The sequence below is a fragment of the Chryseobacterium sp. CCNWLW53 genome (assembly GCF_037083525.1).
In the GTDB taxonomy this organism is placed as follows: Bacteria; Bacteroidota; Bacteroidia; order Flavobacteriales; family Weeksellaceae; genus Chryseobacterium; species Chryseobacterium lathyri.
This window is the reverse complement of the sequence record NZ_JBAOJR010000001.1, coordinates 505,017-526,045: the sequence shown is the minus strand read 5'-3', so window position 1 is coordinate 526,045 and position 21,029 is coordinate 505,017. Positions and strand designations below refer to the sequence as shown.

At 38.4% G+C, this 21,029-nt stretch carries 20 protein-coding genes; 13 read left to right on the top strand and 7 right to left on the bottom strand.

Going from position 1 to position 21,029, the window contains the following annotated elements; translation table 11 throughout:
• Positions 1-27 precede the first annotated feature (27 nt).
• From V6R96_RS02375 to V6R96_RS02345, 7 genes are all read left to right on the top strand, one after another.
• Positions 28-1,266: an outer membrane protein transport protein gene (locus V6R96_RS02375; RefSeq protein WP_336377883.1), complete on the top strand. Its 1,239-nt coding sequence runs from the start codon at positions 28-30 to the stop codon at positions 1,264-1,266.
• A gap of 10 nt (positions 1,267-1,276) precedes the next feature.
• Positions 1,277-2,839: a G-D-S-L family lipolytic protein gene (locus V6R96_RS02370; protein WP_223558030.1), complete on the top strand. Its 1,563-nt coding sequence runs from the start codon at positions 1,277-1,279 to the stop codon at positions 2,837-2,839.
• Positions 2,840-2,925: 86 nt separating this feature from the next.
• Positions 2,926-3,864 carry a ribose-phosphate pyrophosphokinase gene (locus V6R96_RS02365; protein WP_116010304.1) on the top strand — a complete coding sequence of 313 codons (939 nt, stop codon included), beginning with the start codon at positions 2,926-2,928 and terminating at the stop codon, positions 3,862-3,864.
• Positions 3,865-3,919: 55 nt separating this feature from the next.
• Complete coding sequence (locus V6R96_RS02360) at positions 3,920-4,573, top strand: 50S ribosomal protein L25/general stress protein Ctc (protein ID WP_111954320.1); 654 nt, start codon at positions 3,920-3,922, stop codon at positions 4,571-4,573.
• Between the two features lie 217 nt (positions 4,574-4,790).
• Positions 4,791-6,011, top strand: a complete 1,221-nt coding sequence (locus tag V6R96_RS02355; protein ID WP_336377882.1) for a cysteine desulfurase — start codon at positions 4,791-4,793, stop codon at positions 6,009-6,011.
• 132 nt (positions 6,012-6,143) lie between these two features.
• Positions 6,144-6,962, top strand: a complete 819-nt coding sequence (locus V6R96_RS02350) for a T9SS-dependent choice-of-anchor J family protein (protein WP_336377881.1) — start codon at positions 6,144-6,146, stop codon at positions 6,960-6,962.
• 124 nt (positions 6,963-7,086) lie between these two features.
• The gene (locus V6R96_RS02345) at positions 7,087-7,719 is read left to right on the top strand and encodes an NAD(P)H-dependent oxidoreductase (protein ID WP_336377880.1); all 633 of its coding nucleotides are present in this window, start codon (positions 7,087-7,089) and stop codon (positions 7,717-7,719) included.
• A 60-nt stretch (positions 7,720-7,779) separates the two neighbouring features.
• Here the strand turns inward: V6R96_RS02345 and hemE are convergent, their stop codons facing one another.
• From hemE to hemA, 6 genes are all read right to left on the bottom strand, one after another.
• On the bottom strand, positions 7,780-8,811 hold the full coding sequence (hemE, locus tag V6R96_RS02340) for a uroporphyrinogen decarboxylase (protein ID WP_336377879.1): 1,032 nt from the start codon (positions 8,809-8,811) through the stop codon (positions 7,780-7,782).
• Between the two features lie 66 nt (positions 8,812-8,877).
• Positions 8,878-9,549, bottom strand: a complete 672-nt coding sequence (locus V6R96_RS02335; RefSeq protein WP_336377878.1) for a uroporphyrinogen-III synthase — start codon at positions 9,547-9,549, stop codon at positions 8,878-8,880.
• A gap of 4 nt (positions 9,550-9,553) precedes the next feature.
• The gene (locus V6R96_RS02330; protein WP_111954332.1) at positions 9,554-10,210 is read right to left on the bottom strand and encodes a peptidoglycan recognition family protein; all 657 of its coding nucleotides are present in this window, start codon (positions 10,208-10,210) and stop codon (positions 9,554-9,556) included.
• A 9-nt stretch (positions 10,211-10,219) separates the two neighbouring features.
• Positions 10,220-10,801, bottom strand: coding sequence for a DUF1287 domain-containing protein (locus tag V6R96_RS02325; RefSeq protein WP_111954334.1), 582 nt, complete (start codon positions 10,799-10,801; stop codon positions 10,220-10,222).
• Positions 10,802-10,846: 45 nt separating this feature from the next.
• Positions 10,847-11,755 (bottom strand): hydroxymethylbilane synthase, encoded by a 909-nt coding sequence (gene hemC / locus V6R96_RS02320; protein ID WP_336377877.1) that lies wholly within the window; start codon positions 11,753-11,755, stop codon positions 10,847-10,849.
• Positions 11,742-13,016: a glutamyl-tRNA reductase gene (gene hemA, locus V6R96_RS02315; protein ID WP_111954338.1), complete on the bottom strand. Its 1,275-nt coding sequence runs from the start codon at positions 13,014-13,016 to the stop codon at positions 11,742-11,744. Before hemA ends, hemC begins: the two co-directional genes overlap by 14 nt.
• A gap of 396 nt (positions 13,017-13,412) precedes the next feature.
• Between hemA and V6R96_RS02310 the strand changes: the two genes are divergently transcribed.
• The 6 genes from V6R96_RS02310 (at position 13,413) to V6R96_RS02285 (ending at position 19,693) form a co-directional block, all read left to right on the top strand.
• Entirely contained in the window at positions 13,413-14,438 is a 1,026-nt protein-coding gene (locus V6R96_RS02310; RefSeq protein ID WP_034700899.1) for a rod shape-determining protein, read from the top strand.
• Positions 14,439-14,466: 28 nt separating this feature from the next.
• Entirely contained in the window at positions 14,467-15,321 is an 855-nt protein-coding gene (gene mreC, locus V6R96_RS02305) for a rod shape-determining protein MreC (protein ID WP_111954340.1), read from the top strand.
• Positions 15,314-15,820: a hypothetical protein gene (locus V6R96_RS02300; RefSeq protein ID WP_034724152.1), complete on the top strand. Its 507-nt coding sequence runs from the start codon at positions 15,314-15,316 to the stop codon at positions 15,818-15,820. The genes mreC and V6R96_RS02300 overlap by 8 nt, the downstream gene beginning before the upstream one ends.
• On the top strand, positions 15,817-17,823 hold the full coding sequence (locus tag V6R96_RS02295; protein ID WP_336377876.1) for a penicillin-binding transpeptidase domain-containing protein: 2,007 nt from the start codon (positions 15,817-15,819) through the stop codon (positions 17,821-17,823). The genes V6R96_RS02300 and V6R96_RS02295 overlap by 4 nt, the downstream gene beginning before the upstream one ends.
• Positions 17,820-19,049 carry a rod shape-determining protein RodA gene (gene rodA / locus V6R96_RS02290; RefSeq protein ID WP_111954344.1) on the top strand — a complete coding sequence of 410 codons (1,230 nt, stop codon included), beginning with the start codon at positions 17,820-17,822 and terminating at the stop codon, positions 19,047-19,049. Before V6R96_RS02295 ends, rodA begins: the two co-directional genes overlap by 4 nt.
• Before the next feature lie 68 nt (positions 19,050-19,117).
• On the top strand, positions 19,118-19,693 hold the full coding sequence (locus tag V6R96_RS02285; RefSeq protein WP_336377875.1) for a pentapeptide repeat-containing protein: 576 nt from the start codon (positions 19,118-19,120) through the stop codon (positions 19,691-19,693).
• A gap of 293 nt (positions 19,694-19,986) precedes the next feature.
• On the opposite strand, the gene V6R96_RS02280 is transcribed toward V6R96_RS02285, so the two are convergent.
• A complete protein-coding gene (locus V6R96_RS02280; RefSeq protein ID WP_111954416.1) occupies positions 19,987-20,697 on the bottom strand; it encodes a C40 family peptidase in 711 nt (236 codons plus the stop codon).
• Positions 20,698-21,029: the final 332 nt, after the last annotated feature.

Sequence of the window (21,029 nt, the reverse complement as noted above, 5' to 3'; positions counted from 1 at the left end):
ATATTTGGGTTATATAATAAACAGTCTATGAAAAAAATATTAGTATCAACTGCTTTATTGGCGGGTGTTTTATCTTACGCGGGAGGCTTCAGGGTATCTCTGCAGGGAGTGAAACAATTGGCAATGGCGCATACTAGTGCTCATGCCGAAGATGCAAGTGTGGCATTCTTTAACCCGGCGGGGATGTCATTTATTCCTTCCAAACTGAGTATAGTAGCAGGAGGGTTCGGTGCAAGTAATAAAGTTACTTTTCAAAACTTAAATACTTTGCAGAGTACAGAAACAGATAATCCTATTGGTACTCCGTTATATGCTGCGGTTGCTTATAGACCGATAGAGAATTTATCTGTTGGTTTCAGTTTTACAACACCTTTCGGAAGTACAATCCAGTGGCCAAACGATTGGGAGGGGAAAGAAATGGTTCAGAAACTGGAGCTTAAGAGCTTCTATTTTCAGCCGATGGTCTCTGTAAAGCTGGCACCTTGGATGTCATTCGGGGCGAGCTATATTTATGCAAAAGGTAAAGTAGACTGGGATAAAGCGGTGACGCAGTTTGGAGGTGAATTAAATATTAAAGACGAAAAGGCAAGCGGGCACGGTTACGGATTCGGTTTCTATTTCAGACCTGATCCTAAATTAGACATCAGTATTGCTTACCGTTCACCTATAGATATGAAGGCTAAAAAAGGAACTGCAACATTCAAGTTCCCGTCAGCATCTATTTATCCGTTATTAGGACTGGACCCAAGTACAGGACAGGATAAATTTACAGCAACACTTCCTTTAGTAGAAGAATATACCATTGGTTTAACATATAAAGTAACACCGAAATGGTTAATTTCAGCTGACTTTAACTACCACGGATGGGAAAGATACAGCAAGCTGACTCTGGATTTTGCTACTGCTCCAGTGGGGAATCAGCCAGATCCAACAATTCTTGTGTCTCCTAAAAACTTTAGAAACTCAAAAACATTCAGATTGGGTACACAGTATGCATTCACAGATATGATTTTTGGTCGTTTGGGTGCTTACTATGATGAGTCACCATACACTGACGAGAATTTCATCCCGGAAACGCCATCATTTAATACATATGTAATTACCGGAGGTCTTGGCTTTAAACTAAAGCAGTTTGGAGTTGATATAGCAGGAGGATATGCCCTTCCTCAGGCCAGAGATGTAAGAAATGCTAGTCTTGGCTTTAATGGACAGGCAAAAGCTAGAGCATTTTACTTTGGTTTAGGTTTATCGTACAACCCTTTTTAATTGAAAGACTATGAAAAAAATTATAATATCAACACTTGCCGTTTCCGCACTTCTTTTTACAACAAGCTGTGAGAATGATTTTGATACTGATGTAAAAGATATCCAGATAACAAGCGGCGAGGCAAACTTTTCTAATTATGTTTCTTTGGGGAACTCGTTGACATCCGGTTACAGGGATGGGGCTCTTTATAGCAGCGGACAAAATGAATCATACCCAAGTATTATTGCAATGCAGATGAAACTTGCGGGTGGCGGAGCATTTAAACAACCTTTAATGCCAAATGATGTAGGTGGATTTATCGGATTGCCTGGCTTTCCTGGAAAATTGACTCTTCAGGTGACAGCAAGCGGAAGTTTAGGTCCGGTTGCAAGCAGTCCTGCAGCAGCATTAGATAATGTAACTGCCGGTGGACCTTACCACAATATGGGGGTTCCGGGGGCGAAATCTTTCCATCTGGTTGCGCCAGGTTACGGAAGCTCTGCGAACCTTGCTCTAGGTGCTGCTAATCCTTATTTCGTGCGATTTGCTACTTCTCCAACAACTTCTGTTTTACAGGACGCAATGGCTCAGAAACCTACATTTTTCTCTCTTTGGATTGGTAATAATGATGTATTATCTTATGCGACCAATGGAGGCACGAATTCTCAGACTGTAGGAGGGGTTACTACTTATACTCCGGCAACAGTTCAGAGTGGGAATGTAAACCCGTTAACTTATAAATCCAATGATATTTCTGATCCTAATCTTGTAGCAGGATCTATTAAAAATGTACTGGATGGTCTTAAAAGTGTAGGAACAACAAAAGGAGTTATCGCAAATATTCCTTATGTTACTTCTATTCCTTTTTTCACGACAGTTCCTTACAATCCTTTAACACCAACAACTTTAGGAGCAAATTTAGCAACTCTTAATACAAACTTATATGGGCCATTGAAACAGGCGCTTACTGCTTTTGGGGCTGGAGACAGAATTAATCTGCTTTCTTCTACTTCTTCCAATCCTGTTTTGATAAAAGATGTTGCTCTTACGAATCTGTCTGCACAGCTTACGGCTGCTCTGACTCCTTCTTTAGGATTGCCTACAGCAACTGCGTTTGGACAAATCTTTGGACAGGCAAGACAGGCTACATCAGAAGATTATATCCTTCTTACAACAAGTTCTCTAATTGGAACTCCTGCACCTGGTGCGCCAGCGCCTGCAAATGTTTATGGAATTTCTTATCCGCTGCAAAATCAGCATGTATTGACAAAAACAGAGGCTTCTTATGTAAAAACGGCTGTAGATGCCTATAATAATTCTATAAAATCACTTGCTGATTCTTATGGGTTAGCTTTTGTAGATGGGAATGCTAAAATGGTTGAGCTTAATGGAAAGTCGGGTATCCTCTACGATGGGGTAAGATATACTGCCAAATTCGTGACCGGTGGAGCTTTCTCTCTTGATGGTGTACACCTTACAGGAAGAGGTTATGCGGTTATTGCCAACGAGTTTATCAAATCGATCAATCAAAAGTATAAATCTACACTGCCACAGGTAGATCCTAATAAATATTCAGGAGTAAAATTCCCGTAATAATAGCAGGAAAATAAAAACTTAGAAACCACAAGAGTAATTCTTGTGGTTTTTTTTTAAATTTGCAAAATCTTTAAAAAGTAAAAATGGCCGATCAGTTAAGTTATCTATTTTGTACAAGAACCAGTAAGGACTTGGCAGAAAACATTGCCCAATATTATGGGAAAGAGTTAGGGAAAATCAACTTTCAGGAGTTCAGCGACGGGGAATTCGAGCCTGTTTTGGATGAGTCAGTAAGAGGAGGACGAGTTTTCCTAATCGGATCTACCTTCCCGCCTGCAGACAATCTGCTGGAACTACTATTGATGATTGATGCTGCGAAAAGAGCTTCCGCAAAAAGCATTACTGTTGTAATTCCTTATTTCGGACTTGCGAGACAGGACAGAAAAGACAAGCCAAGAGCTCCGATAGGTGCAAAACTGGTTGCTAATTTATTAACAGCTGCAGGGGCAACAAGAATTATGACGATGGATCTTCATGCAGACCAGATTCAGGGATTCTTTGAAATTCCGGTAGATCATCTGTATGCTTCAAGTATCTTCGTAGATTATATCAGAGCTTTAAACCTGGATAATCTTACCATTGCTTCACCGGATATGGGAGGAGCAAAAAGAGCGAAGAACTACGCCGGTCACCTGAGTGCTGAAGTAGTAATTGCCTATAAAGAAAGAAAAAAAGCAAATGTTGTAGAAGAGATGTTCCTTATCGGTGATGTGGAAGGCAAAAATGTGATCCTTATTGATGATATGATCGATACTGCGGGTACACTTTGTAAAGCGGCAGATATCTTAATGGAAAAAGGAGCAAAATCAGTAAGAGCGATGGCTACTCACGGAGTACTTTCCGGAAAAGCATACGAAAATATTGAAAACTCTAAATTGCTGGAAGTTATTGTAACTGACTCAATTCCTGTTAAAAATAATTTGTCAACTAAAATAAAAGTGCTATCTTGCGCCCCATTATTTGCGGACGTTATGAAGATGGTTCATGAGCATCAATCAATTAGTAGTAAGTTTATTATTTAATTGATTTTTAGCGAATTGCAAAATTAAACAAAAACAATTTTTTAAATTTTTATAAATGAAATCTATTACAATTCAAGGTACAAAAAGAGAAAGCGTGGGCAAAAAGTCTACAAAAGCTTTACGTGATGCTGAATTAGTTCCTTGTGTTGTTTATGGAGGTGAAGCACCTTTAAACTTCTCTGCTGAAGAGAAAGCTTTCAAAGGTTTAGTATACACTCCTGAAGCACACACGGTATCTATTGAACTAGACGGAAAAACAATTTCAGCTGTTCTTCAGGATATTCAGTTCCACCCAATTACGGACAAAATTTTACATGCAGACTTCTATCAGTTATCTGCTGATAAGCCAGTGATTATGGAAGTTCCTGTAAGAATTACCGGACGTTCTAAAGGTGTTGTGGCTGGTGGTGTTTTACGTCAGTCTTTCAGAAAATTAAAAGTGAAAGCTATCCCTGCAAACTTACCTGATGAGGTAGTTGTAGATGTTACTCCATTAAGAATCGGTAACAAGATTTATGTAGGAGGGATCAAAGCTGAAGGATATTCTTTCGTACACCCTGACAATGCAGTTGTAGTAGCTGTTAAGATGTCTAGAAATGCAATGAAAGGTGGTGCAGTAGCAGAAGATGATGAAGATGAAGAAGCAGCAGAAGAAGTGGCAACACAGTCTCCTGACGTTCCTACAACAGAAGAAAAATCTGCAGAATAATATTTGCTTATTCAACAAACCAATATAAACCTGTCAATCTATTGGCAGGTTTTTATTTTGTGATAAAATGATGATAATTATATGAGGGCTATTCTGTTCATCGAATCTTTCTATCGCCTGACCAATATCAGCCTTTAAGCCACTATGTCCTTTCAGAAAAAAAGCCGTAAATTTGAAGTGTTCTAAATAAGAGCGATCTAATTTAAAATTTTAATAAATGTTTGACATTCAGGAAATAAGAAGTCAGTTTACTATATTAAACCGCGAAGTGAATGGTAAACCATTGGTTTACTTAGATAATGCAGCAACATCCCAGAAACCGGATTCTGTTTTAAAGGTCTGGAATGACTATTATACAGAGATTAATGCCAATGTTCATAGAGGAATTCATACATTAAGCCAGTTAGCTACCGAAGAAATGGAGCTTTCAAGAAGAAAGATTCAGAAATTTATCAATGCTAAACATGATTTTGAAGTCATTTTTACAAAGGGAACAACGGAAGGTCTGAACCTTATCGCCTACATTCTGACGCAGAAGCTTAAAAAAGATGATGAGATTATCATTTCTTACCTGGAACACCATTCCAATATTGTTCCATGGCAGCTGCTTTGCGAAAGGACTGGGGCAAAGCTAAGAGTAATCCCGATTGATGAAAATGGTATTCTTCAATTGAACTATCTGGATGAATTTCTTAGCGAGAAGACAAAAGTGGTTTCTGTAAACCAGGTTTCCAATGCTTTGGGAATTGTAAATCCGGTAGAAGAGATTATTGCCAGGACAAGAAAAAATTCAGATGCTTATATTGTGATTGACGGGGCCCAGTCTGCACCTCACTTCGAGATCGATGTACAACGGATGGACTGTGATTTCTTTGTTTTTTCAGGACATAAGATGTATGCTCCGATGGGAACAGGCATCCTTTATGGAAAACAGGAAATCCTGGAAGAGCTTCCGCCATTTCACGGAGGAGGGGAGATGATTGCCACATGTTCTTTCGGTGGAACTACGTATGCCGGGCTTCCTTTTAAGTACGAAGCAGGAACTCCAAATGTAGGAGGAAATATTGCGCTGGGTGCGGCTGTTGATTTTATTGAAAGAATCGGCAGACAGAATATTCAGAATCATGAAAATGCCTTACTGGAATACGCTCAGAGAAAACTCTTGGAGCTGGAAAACATAAAGATTTATGGAGAGAAGGCTAAAAGGGTAGGTGTAGTTTCCTTTAATCTGGAAGGAGTAGGAATATCTTCAGATGTAGGAATGATCCTGGATAAAATGGGAATTGCTGTAAGAACGGGGCACCACTGTACACAACCTATCATGGATTTTTTCAATATAGCCGGAACGGTAAGAGCCAGTTTTGCGGTTTACAATACTTTTGATGAAATTGACAGGCTTGTAGAAGGCGTAAAGAAAGCCCAGAAAATGTTGGGATAAACAATATAAAAAGCAGTTAATCGACTGCTTTTTTTAATTTAACATGCTGTTTGTGAATAAATATTATGTTAAATGTTGGTTTTCTAGTGAATATTAATTGGTAATTTTATTAAAACTAATAATTAATATATCATGAAAAAACAAATACTATTTTTTCTGATCACTTGTGGATTTTATAATGCACAGGTATTCTCTGAGAACTTTAACGGAGCCGTATTGCCTTCGGGATGGACTACTAATAATCCGGATACCGTCTACAACTGGGAGGTGGGAACTGTGAGCGGTTTTGCCTCGTTTCCCAGCGGGGCAGCCTTTTTTGATGATGATAATGCAGGGCCAAACAGTGTAAATACCAATGCGAGATTAATATCACCTGTTATTAATCTTTCTACAGTTTCAAATCCAAAGCTTTCATTTAAATATGCCAACCAGATTTATGAACTTAATTCTACCTTGAAGGTTGAAGTCTTTAACGGGACATCCTGGGTACAGATATTTACCTCTTCAGGAGCTTCCGGAACCTGGATTATTGACCTCAGTACACTCTCCTATATTCTTACAGCCTATAGCCTGGCAGGAAGTATCAATTTAGCTCCATATGCCAATGCTAACTTTCAACTGAGATTTATATATGATGACGCGGGAGATTACTCCTTTGGAGTTGCGGTAGATGATGTAGTTATTACATCAGGAGTATTGGGAACTTCGGAAGTTTCTCTTGCAGATAAAATACAGGTGTATCCCAACCCGGTACAAGATTATCTATATATTCAATCGGATAATCTGAAATTTGATTCTGAGGTCGCGGTAGTTGATATGGCGGGCAGGAAAGTCAAAAGCTTCATTGGAGCGCACGAAAGATATGATCTTTCTGATCTGCAAAAAGGATACTATTTCATTCGGATAGATAATAAAAAAGAAATAACAAGTAAAAAGATCAGAAAAGAATAAAATTATTGTAAATGTTATTTAATTATATTCATTACAATAGATTCTGCCAATAGCACAAATAGCAATTTTTGTGTACATGTATTTTACTTCTTGAGCTAATTTTGTCTGGTCTAAATTTAACTTAATGGAATTAATTGAAAAACTGAACTGGAGATTTGCCACCAAAGCAATGAACGGTCAGAAAGTACCACAGGAAAAAGTGGATAAAATATTAGAAGCTGCAAGACTGGCACCTACATCCAGCGGGCTTCAGCCTTTTGAGATTATCGTGGTTACCAACCCGGAAGTAAAGGAACAGATCAAGCCTCACGCATGGAACCAGCCGCAGATTACAGACTGCTCTCACCTTCTGGTGTTTGCTGCCTGGGATAATTATACGGAAGAAAGAATAAACAGTATGTTTGACCTTACCAACGAGATTAGAGGCTTTAAAAACGAAGGCTGGGAAAACTACAGACAGATGCTGTTGGGAACCTATCCTCAGAGATCAGCGGAAGAAAACTTTACCCATGCTGCCAAACAGGCCTACATTTCATTTGGTGCTGCCATTATCGCAGCGGCTTTTGAAGAAGTGGATTCTACACCAATGGAAGGTTTTTCTCCCGAAGCTGTAGATGAAGTTTTGAATCTGAAAGAAAAAGGACTGAAGAGCGTATTGTTGCTGCCAATCGGTTACAGAGATGCATCAAATGACTGGTTGGTGAATCTTACGAAAGTGAGAAAGCCTAAAGAAGCTTTTATTACAGAAGTGAATTAATCAGTTGATAAAAAAATCCCTTTCAAAACAATTGAAAGGGATTTTTTTATAATTTTTAATTTAAAGATTCGGTTTCCAGTCAACAACCGCTCTGATGAATGCTTCTGCGTTTTCAACGGGAATATTAGGTAAAATTCCGTGTCCGAGGTTAGCAATATATCTGTCTTTTCCAAAACGGCTGATCATCTCAGTTACCATTTTTTTGATGGTTTCCGGAGTAGAATGTAATCTTGCAGGATCAAAATTTCCCTGAAGCGTCATCGTATGGTTCGTTAATGTTCTTGCAAATTCCGGAGTAATCGTCCAGTCCACACCCAAAGCAGATGCTTTAGACATCGTCATGTCCTCAAGAGCAAACCAGCATCCTTTTCCAAATACCACGACATGGGTAAGAGGGCTTAATGCTTCAACGATCTGATTGATATACTGCCATGAGAATTCCTGATAATCCGTAGGAGAAAGCATTCCACCCCATGAATCAAAAACCTGAACCGCAGAAACTCCTTTTTCAACTTTTCTTTTTAAATATGCAATGGTAGTGTCAGTGATCTTCTGAAGCAGTAAATGAGCTGCTTCCGGCTGCTGGAAACAGAATGATTTTGCAATATCAAACGCTTTGCTTCCCTTTCCTTCCACACAATAGCACAGGATCGTCCATGGAGACCCCGCAAAACCGATCAATGGAATTTCATTATCCAGCTTTTGAAGAGTCAGTTCAATCGCATCAAAAACATAACCTAGCGTATCATTAACATCAGGAACTTCAATATTCTGCACCTGTTCCGCCGTTCTGATAGGATTGTCCAGCCACGGGCCAACTGATTCCTTCATTTTGAAATCAATTCCCATTGCTTGAGGAACTACAAGAATGTCAGAGAAAAGGATCGCAGCATCCAACGGAAATCTTTTGATCGGCTGTATCGTGATTTCAGCAGCCAGCTCGGGAGTCTGACATCTTGTGAAGAAGTCGTACTTATCCCGGAGAGCAATGAATTCCGGCAGATATCTTCCGGCCTGTCTCATCATCCATACCGGCGGTCTTTCTACAGTTTCTCCGCGGAGTGCTTTTAAATATAAGTCGTTTTTAATCATAATTTATTTAAACTAATACGGCCGTTGCCGGCACTCATTATTTTTACCAGCCAGGCGTGCGGCTGTTTAAAGTTCCTTTTTTATCAATTCAAAAATGGAAGCCAGATTGTTTTCTTCTGATGTAAAGATTTCTTCTGTAGTGTACTTTCTGAGCTCACCTGAGGTAGTTTCCCCGATGGAAAAAATCTTCATTCCTTCTAAAGAGTTGAGTTTTGCAAAACTACGAACTCCGCTTGGACTAAAAAAAACTGCAGCATGATATTTTTCAGGTACGAAAGGATAGAGCTCTTCGGTTTTATAAATCGTGATCTTTTTGTAGCTGATATTCTGCAAAGGAAGATCATTATCCAGGACATCTATGGCAAGATTACCGCAGAAGTGAAGGAATTGTTCGTGCTGGCAGTTTCCGATGATAAATCTTGAAAGGGTTTCCGCATTTTTCAGAACTTTAAATGTTCCGAAACCGTGTTTTCTCAGTTCACGTTTCGTCTTTTCACCAACGCAGTATATTTTATTGTAGTTTTTTGCTGTAAAATCCTCGTTGGGTTTAAACTGATTGTTGAAAAATGAAATCACTCCGTTGACACTGGTGAAAATCAGGGAATAATTCTTTAAATCAAATACAGCTGTTTTTATAGGCTCTGTCCTGATTACCTCAATACATTCAGCCGAAATATCCGATCCTAATTCTTTGGATAACAGCGGGGCATCTATAATTTTGGTAAACAGAATTTTCATTAAATTAAGGTTTGTCTTTTAAATGCAGATCAGTCACTAACAGTCTTACTTTCGTCATAAAATCTTTCCCCGGATCGTCTTTGACAGTAAAATAATCCGGATCCGTCTCTTTCCAAAGTTTAGAACCTCTGAATACACCATATTCCGAATGGCCTATCAGATATTCTATATTGTATTTTTTAGTCAAATGCCTAATCAGCTGAGCATTGGATAAAACCTGTTTTTCTGTAAGCGGCTGCTTCCTGCTTCCTATATTTTCAATGCCGATTGCACAGTAATTAAGGCCTATCGTGTGTCTTGCAAACATATTAGGCTCCATAAGCTGATAAATGGTGCCATCCCGGTCTACAATAAACTGTGAAGAGACATTTAAAGTGCTCTGTTTCTTTAAAACATTTCTGGCAGATTCCAAGTGAGTTTTATTGAAATATTTATAATTGGTTTCAACAGTTCCACCTGCAGTATAATGCAGAACAATTATTTTGGGAGAAATTGTTGGTGAGTTTTGTACAATATGATGATGATCTTTAAGGTACTCCAAACTTAAACGGACTCTCTCCTGAGAATAATCGATAGGCTTGCTGACGATTTTAAACTCGTTGGTTTGAGCTTTCGTATAACATGATAACAATACAAATAAAGCATAGATGAGGTTTTTCATAAAAGCAGCTTATTTGGGGTATTGATAATGTCCTGTGATGGTATATTTAAAGAGACAGTCTTCCAAAACCTGTCCGCCTCCTATATTATGCACAATCAGGAATCTTTTTCCGTCAGCAGATTTTTTATTGACGACAATTCCGATGTGCGTCAGGTTTCCCGGTAAAATCCACGTTACAATATCTCCCGGAACATAAAGTGCGGGATTGGTTTCAGTAGATTTTACTTTTCCAAATTTAGAAAAAAATACGGCAAGATTGGGAACCCTTCTATGATCAATATTTGTGTCAGGTTTTTTTAATCCCCAGGTTTTCGGATACTTTGAAAAGTTCTTTACCATATCCTCATGTACTTCTTTTTGCAGATCAATACCAAGTTTTCTATAGGCTCTTATAATAACATCTGTGCAAACTCCTTTGTCAGCCGGGACATCACCGTTGGGATATTTGAGGACAAAATAGGCAGGATCGTACTTAACGGAGCCGTCTATTAGCGTCAAAGCAGAACTGGACAGCTGAAGCCCAAATTTATTCTGCGCATTTGCAATAAATGCACAAAATAGAAATATGAATAAAAAAAAGGATTTTTTCATTGTTCTGTACTTACGAATATAAACGTTCAATCTGTTTAAAAATTCTTAATACGAATTCTTAATTTCAGTCATCAGTTCTTTTCCACCGTTTTCAAGAACGATTTTGGCGAACTTCTCTCCAAAATTTTCAGTGTCATTATATTCAAAGTTCTCATCGGTAGCAATACAGTTTTTGCCATCCAATGAGCAAAGAGCGGCTTTGAAGCGGATCTGGTTTTCGATCATCTCAGCAAAAGCTCCGATTGGGGCGGTGCATCCGCCTTCCAGTGTGCTCAGGAAATTTCTTTCGATCTCTACACAGATCTGGGTTTTCTTATGATTAATCTGGCTTAGGATTTCATTGATCTCTGTTTTATCAGAATGTCCGGCAACAGCAATGACTCCCTGCGAAGCAGCCGGGATCATTAGCGGAAGCATTTCATAATCAATGTCCATTTTCATTCTTTTGATTCCTGCCAGAGAAAGAATAGTAGCGTCAAAATCTCCTTCTTCCAGTTTCTGGAGACGGGTCTGGATATTCCCGCGGATATCAGAAAACTCAGCATGAGGATAATTCTTTAACCAGAATGCTCTTCTTCTTAAGCTGCTTGTGGCTAGCTTAAGTTCATGGAACTCTTTATTTCTTGAAGATTCTTTTCTGATCAGTACGTCCTGAGGGAAATCTCTTTCCAGGTAAGCAACGATCTCGATATTTTGAGGCAGTTGCGTCGGAACATCCTTTAAAGAGTGAACGGCAATATCAATTTCGTCATTCAATAGAGCAACATCAAGGTCTCTTGTAAAAACCCCGGTGATTCCTAATGAATAAAGTGGTTGATTTAAGTTTTTGTCGCCGGAAGATACAATAGGAACAATTTCCGTTAAATAATTACGATTTTGAAGGTTCCTGGCAACCTCTCTTGCCTGCCAAAGTGCCAATGCGGAATTTCTTGTTCCGATTCTAATGCTTTTCATTGAATTCGTTGTTTGGTTGTTCAACTAATATTTCGTGCATTAATTTACTAATTTCTTCGGCTTTTAAAGGATTGTCGATGATAAATTTTGCAAAACGGTTGGTAATTTTCTGGATCATTTTGTCAGAAAGCTCCATGTCCGTGATGTTTATGTATTTATTTTTTTTATAAAAATTATGCATTTCATTGCGTTCCATATTCTTGAGAACAGCTTTGAAATGGTGAATATTGGGTGCCAGCTTTCTCTTTTTTTCCCATTCCAGAAACTCTTTCATCAGTTCTTTAATGATTTTTTCAGCTTTTGGAATTTCTTTTTCCCGCTGCTGAATCGTTTCCTGGATTTGTTTGGAAAGCTCATCTACATCAATCAGGGTTACATTTTCATTCTCGGTTACATTTTTTTCAACGTTGTGAGGAATAGAAAGGTCGATCACCAAGGTTTCTTTCCCGTTCGGGAAATGAGATTTGTTGATGATAGGATGTTTGGCTCCTGTGGCAACAATAAGAATGTCCGTGTTTTTTAATTCCCTGTCAAAATCAGAATAATCAACATGAGGAATACTGTATTTTTGGGAAATTTTTTCAGCTTTTTCCTGAGTTCTGTTAGCAATTTTAATTTTTGGCTGATAAACATGTTTGACTAGGTTTTCAACCGTATTTTGCCCGATCTCACCCACACCCAAAAGAAGAATGTTCTTTTCTGTAATTTTCTTCTGGCTGTTTAAAATATAATGGACGGCAGCATAAGACACGGAGGCAGCTCCGTTGGAAATTCCTGTCTCATTTTTAATTCTTTTCGAAATCTGGATCGCTGCATTGATGGCTCTTTCCAGATATGGATTGGAATTCTGTCTTTCTTTTTTAAAACGGCTGTATGCTTTTTTAATTTGTCCGATGATCTCAAAATCTCCGATAATCTGGCTTTCCAGTCCGGCTGCCACCCTGAAAAGATGGATAAGGGCCTCTTCTTTGGTCAGAATATTGGCAAACTGAAGAAAATCTGTAAGGTTTACTCCGATTGTCTTGCAGTATTCTTCTGCAACCAGGAGATAATTTGGAGAAGTGGTATAGATCTCGGTTCTGTTACAGGTAGAAACCACAAATGCATCTCCTAAATCCATAGTATGGACCCTGGCGACAAAATTCTTGATGTTATCATCAAAAAATGCAAACTTCCCTCTCGTTTCCACATCAGCCTTTTCATAGCTAATGGAAAGTACAGCAAAGTTTGAGGTCTGATGGATATTGGAATACTGTAACATAAGCAGCGCAAATTTACGGATTTTTTAATTAATCATTCTCTGATAATGTATATGATAATTATCGTGAAAAACTATGGTGATACGGAAGAAAAAAGAAGTAGGAAGAGAAAGCTTCTAAGCTTATAAAATAACTCGTAGCATAGAAATATTTTATAATCAACCTATTATAATCTTGCTGATGTTATTTTATTGCTTTTTAACGGAGGTGTTTTTATCTTTCGGCTCTGTCTTTCCTCCAGGTCAATTTTAGTTTAAATCAGGTTCCGTAAATGATTAAATCAAAAGTTAATAAACAATTGTGAATTTTAATAAAATTTTAACCAAATTATATTCATGTTAAATTTCTTTAGTGGTGTTAAATTTATATCTTTGTAATCTTAAAATCAGAAGAAAAATATGAGTTTATTTGATATGTTTACGCAAGAAATTGCGATAGACCTTGGTACTGCCAATACCCTTATCATCCATAATAATAAAATTGTTATAGATCAACCGTCAATTGTTGCAATTGAACGTTCTACGGGTAGGCCGATTGCCGTCGGTGAGCAGGCTAAGCATATGCAGGGTAAAACTCATGAGGACATCAAAACAATCCGTCCGTTGAAAGATGGTGTTATTGCAGATTTCCACGCTTCTGAACACATGATTAAGGAATTTATCAAAAAGATTCCCGGAATTAAAGGCAGATTTATTCAGCCGGCACTAAGAATCGTTATCTGTATCCCTTCCGGTATTACTGAAGTTGAGAAGAGAGCGGTAAGAGATTCTGCTCAGAAAGTAAACGCAAAAGAAGTAAGACTGATCTACGAACCAATGGCAGCGGCAATAGGAGTTGGAATCGATGTGCAGAAACCTGAAGGTAATATGATCATCGACATAGGTGGTGGTACTACGGAAATTGCGGTTGTAGCTTTAGGAGGTATTGTATGTGACAAATCTGTGAAAATTGCAGGTGATGTATTTACAAATGACATTGCTTACTATCTGAGAACTCACCATAATCTTTACATTGGGGAAAGAACAGCTGAAAGAATTAAAATTGAAGTTGGTTCCGCAGTGGAAGATCTTGATGTTGATATTGAAGATATCCCGGTACAGGGTAGAGACCTTATTACAGGAAAGCCAAAAGAGATCATGGTAGGATATAAAGAAATTGCACGTGCATTGGACAAATCTATCATCAGAATTGAAGACGCTGTAATGGAAACACTTTCTCTTACTCCGCCGGAATTGGCTGCCGATATTTATAAAACGGGTATCTATCTTGCTGGTGGAGGTGCTTTATTGAGAGGCCTTGCGGACAGATTGCACAAAAAAACCGGTCTTCCTGTATTTGTTGCAGAAGATCCGTTGAGAGCTGTCGTTCGTGGAACAGGTATTGCCCTTAAGAATATGGATAAATTCAATTTCTTAATTAAATAATTTTAACCTTTTACGACTATATATCTGAATGGGATTTTTGCTGAGACTATTTTCGAAGAACGCCCTTTTTGTCTTCTTTATATTCCTGCAGATTGTTGCTCTGGTTCTGATATTCTCTAAAAATGCCATGCAGAAATCATGGGTAGCTGGCCAGTCGGCTGCGCTGAATTCATGGATTTCGGGGTATATTGATGAAGGAGTTTCATATCTGAAGCTGAAGCAGATCAATGAAGATCTTGTTGCCCAGAACAAAGCCCTGATGACCCAGCTTTATGGCAAAGAGGGGGCAAAAAATCCTGTATTCAGAAAAGTACATGATACATTAGGCGGTGGCCAGATCTATACCTTTGTAGATGGCGAAATCGTCTTTAACAGTATCAACAGAAGAAATAATTATTTTACAATTAATCGTGGCCGCAGAGACGGTGTTTTTCCTCAGATGGGCGTAATGGCTCCTAAAGGGATTGCCGGAATTGTAATCAATTCTACGGACAGCTATGCTTTGGTTCAGTCTGTTCTGAGTGTTAACAGGATCAGAATCAACGCTTCGTTGAAAAATTCAGGATATTTTGGAACTTTAACATGGAATGGTGATAATTCCAGGGTGATGCATCTTGCAGACATCCCTAAATATGTTGCCTTAAAAGTAGGTGATACCGTTGTTACAGACGGTAAATCAGCTATTTTCCCTAAAGGGGTAATGATTGGTACTATTGCCGGATATTCTGTAGATAATAAAACAGGTTTCTGGGATATCTCGGTAGAGCTGAGTGAAAAAATGGGAGCTTTAAGCAAAGTATTTGTTGTAAAGAACCTTAAAAAAGCTGAGGTACAGAGAATTCAGGATACATTGCAGACCGTAATAAAAAAAGAAAATGATTAGCAGGACTCTATTTACCGATATATTGATCATGATCTTCCTGGTTGCATTACAGATTTTTGTACTGAACAGGATCACTATTTTCGGAAAGTACACCCCGGTTCTTTATCCGGTATTCGTCATGTTTTATCCTTTCTTCAGAAATAAATATCAGTTTTTAGCTTTAAGCTTTTTAATAGGGCTTTCTGTGGACGCGTTCCTTTACTCATGGGGAATCAATGCTTTTGCAACAACGCTGATCGCCTATTTTAGAACTTTGATTTTCAGAACTTCCACAGATACTTCTACAGACTTTTTCTCTTTTCAGTCCCTTCAATGGGCGCAGTTTTTACTGTTTCTGTTTTCGAGTATCTTCCTGCATCAGCTTTTAGTGCAGTACATAGAATTTTTTAAATTTAGCCGTTTTTTTGAAATATTACTTAATGTGGTGATCACAAGTATAATTTCCTTTATATTTATAGTGGTTTACGCATTAATATTTAAAATCAAACAAAAAGTTTGAACACACGTTATTTAAAAATCTTTTCTGCCCTCGTAGTCATCGCCCTTATTTTTGTGGCGAGGCTTGCTTATTTGCAGCTGTTTACAGACCGTTATGCTTTAAATGCAGCAAACACATCTATTAAAATTGAATACGTTATCCCGCAGAGAGGAGTTGTTTTTGACAGGAACGGAAAAATCCTTGTAGGAAACCAGCCTGCCTATGAGATTTCCTTTACGCAGGCCTTAATGAAACCGGATTTTGATACCGTCGGGTTTTGTAACCTGATGCAGATCAGTAAAGCGGATTTTATTAAAAGAATCGAGATTATCAAAAAGGAAAAATACTATTCAAAGCTGACTCCTATGACCTTTCTGAAGGACCTCAGCAGGGAAGATATTGCCAGGGTGCAGGAAATTATTTTCAAGTATCCGGCATTCAGTATTGTTTCCAGGCCTCAGCGTCAGTATGAAGTGGCCACTTCCGGAAACCTTTTAGGGTATACCAGTGAAGTGAATGAAAGAGAAATTAAAAAAGATTCCATTTATTACCTTCCCGGAGACTTTATCGGGAAAACAGGAGTTGAGAAATCTTATGAGAAAGATCTTCGCGGTATAAAAGGGATGAAATATATTCAGAAAGATATTAAGCTTCGGAATATTGGTTCATACAAAAACGGTGCATTAGATAAAGATGTGGTTACCGGTAAAGATATTACCTTAACCATTGACTATGACCTGCAAAGGATGGCTGAAGAAATGCTGGTTGACAAGCATGGTGCAATTGTAGCAATAGACCCGAATAATGGGGAAATTCTTACCCTGGCAACAGGCCCGGATATTGATCCCAACTTATTTACAGGTCCTTACAAATCAAAGAACCTTTACGCATTATCAAAAGATACCTTATACGAAAACAAGCCTACATTTGACAGGTCTGTTCAGGCAGCTTACCCTCCAGGTTCTACCTTCAAGTTGCTGACTGCCCTGGCAGGAATGCAGATGGGAGTAATGGATGAGAATACGGTTTTCCCTTGTGGAGGCGGATTTTATTATAAAGGGTTAAGAATTAAAGGACATGGTGGAGCAGATCCTCTTATTCCTTCTATCCAGGTTTCCAGTAACTGTTATTTTTCGCATGCGTTTATTGCTATCATGAACAAATATCCGGGCGATCCTTCCAAAGGTGTTGATGAATGGAAAAAAATTATGAGCAGCTTTGGAGTAGGAGAGTATCTGAATAATGATATTGCCGTAGGTTCTCCAGGTAGAATTCCTACCGGGAAGTTTTACGAAAAAAGAAGCGGAAAGAAAAACTGGAGCTCAGACTATACGATGAATGGTTCTATTTTTAATGGAATGGGTCAGGGTGACGTTTTGGTAACCCCTCTTCAGTTGGCAAACTATGTGGCTGCCATTGCCAATAAAGGCTGGTTTTACACCCCCCATATCGTTAAATCTATTGATGGCAAGCCGAATCCTGATCCAAGATTTAAGACTAAACATAAAACCCTTGTAGATCCCAAACATTTCGAACCTGTACTGAAAGGTATGGAGGCTGTGGTCTTGAGAGGTACTGCAAGAAGTTTGAAGTCCAACGACTTTACCCAGCTTGCCAAAACAGGTACTGCACAGGTTCCTCAGGGAAAAGACAACTCTATCTTTGTATTGATTGCTCCGGCTGACAAACCAAGGATTGTAGTAGCAGCAGTAATGGAGCATGCCGGATTTGGAGCAACATGGGCGGGTCCCGCCTGTACCGTGATCGCTGAAAAATATATAACTGGGGATCTTAAGAGAGAAAATCTTTACAAGAAGATGACCAGTGCCAGCTTTATGCCTGAGTACAAAAGGCAGTGGGTAGCAGATCTCAAACGTAAAGGATTGTATAAAGATCCTAAAGTAGATTCTGTTAAGCTGAAAAGACAACAGGACAGCCTGAACTTTATCAAAGAGCAGAAAGCAAAACTGAAGAAGAAAATAGAAGAAGAAACAAAGAACAACACTAAAAACGTAAAGCGATGAAGTGGGCAGAAGGAATAGATAAACTAGGACTCGGGCTATATTTTCTGCTTTGCATTTTTGCGATTGCAAATATTTATAGTGTTGATCAGAAACTTGGAGAAAAACAGTTGATTTTCTTCTGTATATCCCTATTTGTGGGGCTTATTATATTCGTAGGGAGAAGCAAGTTCTTCGAGAACATGTCTGCGATTATCTACATTGGCGGTGTTTTGCTTCTCATTGGGCTTTTCCCGTTTGGGAAAGAAATCCTTGGCCAGAAAAACTGGTATAAGTTCGGAAGCTTTACGATGCAGCCGGTAGAATTTGCGAAAATAGGAACCGCTCTTATGCTTGCCAACTACGTCTCCGGACCGGATTTTAATTTGAAAGTTAAAAAATCACTCTGGACTGTTTTAGCTATTATCGGGATTCCAGCGGTAGTCGTTTTGGCGATTCCGGATGTGGGTTCCATGCTTGTATTTATAGCATTCTTTATAGCATTATACAGAGAAGGCCTGAATGGGCTTCTGTTTGGAATTGGGTTTATTTTTGCCGGAGTCTTTTTAGTCTCTCTTGCTATACCTCCTGTTTATGTGGCATTGACGGTAGTTGTAATTGCCGGGATTTTGATCGCCATGAATTATCACAGAATGTCCTGGGATGTAATTTCTATTTCAGGAATTGCCGGTTCAATTCTGCTGTTGTGCGGATTGGCTTTCGGCTCACCCTATATTCTGGAAAAACTTCCAAAGCACCAGAGAGAAAGAATTGAGGTTCTTTACAAAGGAGAAAAAGCGTTCAGAGATACTTCCGGGTACAACTTATTATATTCAAAAACAGCTATAGGATCCGGTGGGCTTGTAGGAAAAGGATACCGTGAAGGATCGGTAACACAGGGAAAATTTGTTCCCGAGCAGGAAACCGATTATATTTTCTGTACAGTAGGCGAAGAATGGGGCTTTATAGGAAGCGCCGTGCTGGTTTTGTGCTACATGATCTACATCGGACGGATCTACTATCTCGCAGAACAGCAGAAATCCACCTTTAATCGGGTATTTGGATATTGTTTTGCTTCCATCCTCATGATGCACTTTACCATCAATTTAGGAATGGTTATGGGGCTTTTCCCGACGGTGGGTATTCCGCTTCCTTACTTCAGTTATGGAGGAAGCTCGCTGCTTGCCTTTTCTATGATGACTTTTATTTTCTTTAAACTGAATTATTCGGATAAGAACAGTCTGGTATAACTGTAAGCTCATTTTCATATTCCCTAAATATAGAAGGAAATAGACCCATTCGCATAAAAACAGACCTGATGCAAGCATATATTCTGGATCAAAATTATCAAAACATAAACTTTAATGAACTGCCTTTCGAAAAAGGGGAATACGAAAACTGCACCTTCAGAAACTGTAGCTTTGAATATGCAGATCTTTCAGGTTTCAGCTTTACGGACTGCAAATTTTCCGGATGTAATCTGAGTATGGCAAAACTGGTGAAAACCTCTTTTCATGACACAGCTTTCATAGAATGTAAAATGTTCGGGCTTCAGTTTAATGACTGTAACGATTTCGGACTTTCCTTTACATTTGATGAATGTCTACTGAATGATGCCGTATTCTACAAAACTTCAATTAAGAAAACAGTATTTAAAAATTCCAGATTAATTGAAACCGATTTTGCTGAATGCGATGTGTCCAATTCAATATTTTCAGAATGTGATCTTTCCGGAGCCATTTTCGACAATACCAACCTTGAAAAAACAGATTTCAGGACTTCCTTCAATTATTCTATAGATCCTTCCGTAAATCGTCTTAAAAAGGCTAAATTTTCCCTTTCTGAGGTACATGGACTTCTTTATAAACTGGACATTGAAATTGATAGGGATTAGGCGATAACGGAAGATGTCTTCTGCTTGAATAATTAAAATTTAATAGAGGTGGGCTTTAGCCCGCCTTTGTATTTAATATATTCTTCTACGGCTTTAGCCAAAATAATTATTCCTGCGAGCTAAACAAAACAAGTCGTAAACCCTCCCTTTTTTACGTTACTTATACGTCATTCCTCTTACTGAAGGGGTGGATTTTGTGCAGGAAAAGACAAAGTAGTAAAAAGTGGAATAATTAAACAATAAAAAAGCCATCAGATTCTGATGGCTTCATTATTTAAATCAATTATTTAAAATTAAAAACTTGTCGCTGCGGATGGAGTAGAAGATGCAAGATTATTATAAGCATCTCCGTTCTCGTTGATTACTCTTTTTGCAAACCTGAATTTAGGTCCCCAGTAAGAATCATTCAGCGATGAGATCATTACCCCTTTAGAAGTGGCTGCATGGATGAATTTAATTTCACCTTCTTCAGTTACACTTTCTACGATACCTACGTGAGAGATTCTTCTTCCGTGTGAAAAGAAAATCAGATCTCCTTTCTGAAGCTCACTTTTATCAATGCTTTCTCCTTCCTGAGCCTGAGAAGCTGCTACTCTTGGTAAGCTAAGCCCTGCTGCTGCTCCGAATACAGAAAGAACGAAAGCTGAACAATCAATACCTCTTCTCGTCATTCCTCCGTATCTGTAAGGAGTTCCAAGGTATGTTTCAGCTTCTGTAAGGATATTGTCGATGGTTTTATTGTATTTGACTGCCTTTGCAATCTCAGAATTCTTAATAGCTTTTTTCGCGTTTGCGATAGATGCCGCCTTTTCCGCCAGGAAAGAATCAATAAGTCTTTGCTTATCCTGCTCTATTCTCTTATTATCAATAGAAGCTAGTTTGGCATCTGTTTTGTATTCTTTAGCGTAAGTTGCTGGTTGTGAAACTACATAATTTGTAGCGCAAGATTGAACAGAAACTGTAGACACTAAAGCAACTAAATAAAACAAAACTCTTTTCTTCATATATATTTGATTATCCGTGTTAAAAGGAATATTTATTTTCAAAAGCATTACAAAAGTAGAGATTCCGAGCAAAAGACCCCTGATATGATTATTGTCAGGTTCTTTATTTAACACATTTTAACATATTATTTAAGTATGTTAAAGAAAAACAAACCGCAACCGCCTATTTTTGGCGAGTCTGCGGTTTTTTTTATTAAGATTCTTTAACATAATAAATAGCTTTTCCTTTATTAATCGGATTTCTTGATTTAAAACTCCACTTTTTGTAGCTGTTAATAAATCAAAAAAAAATCCCCGGTTTTCCGGGGATTTAACTAATATGGAACTTTACA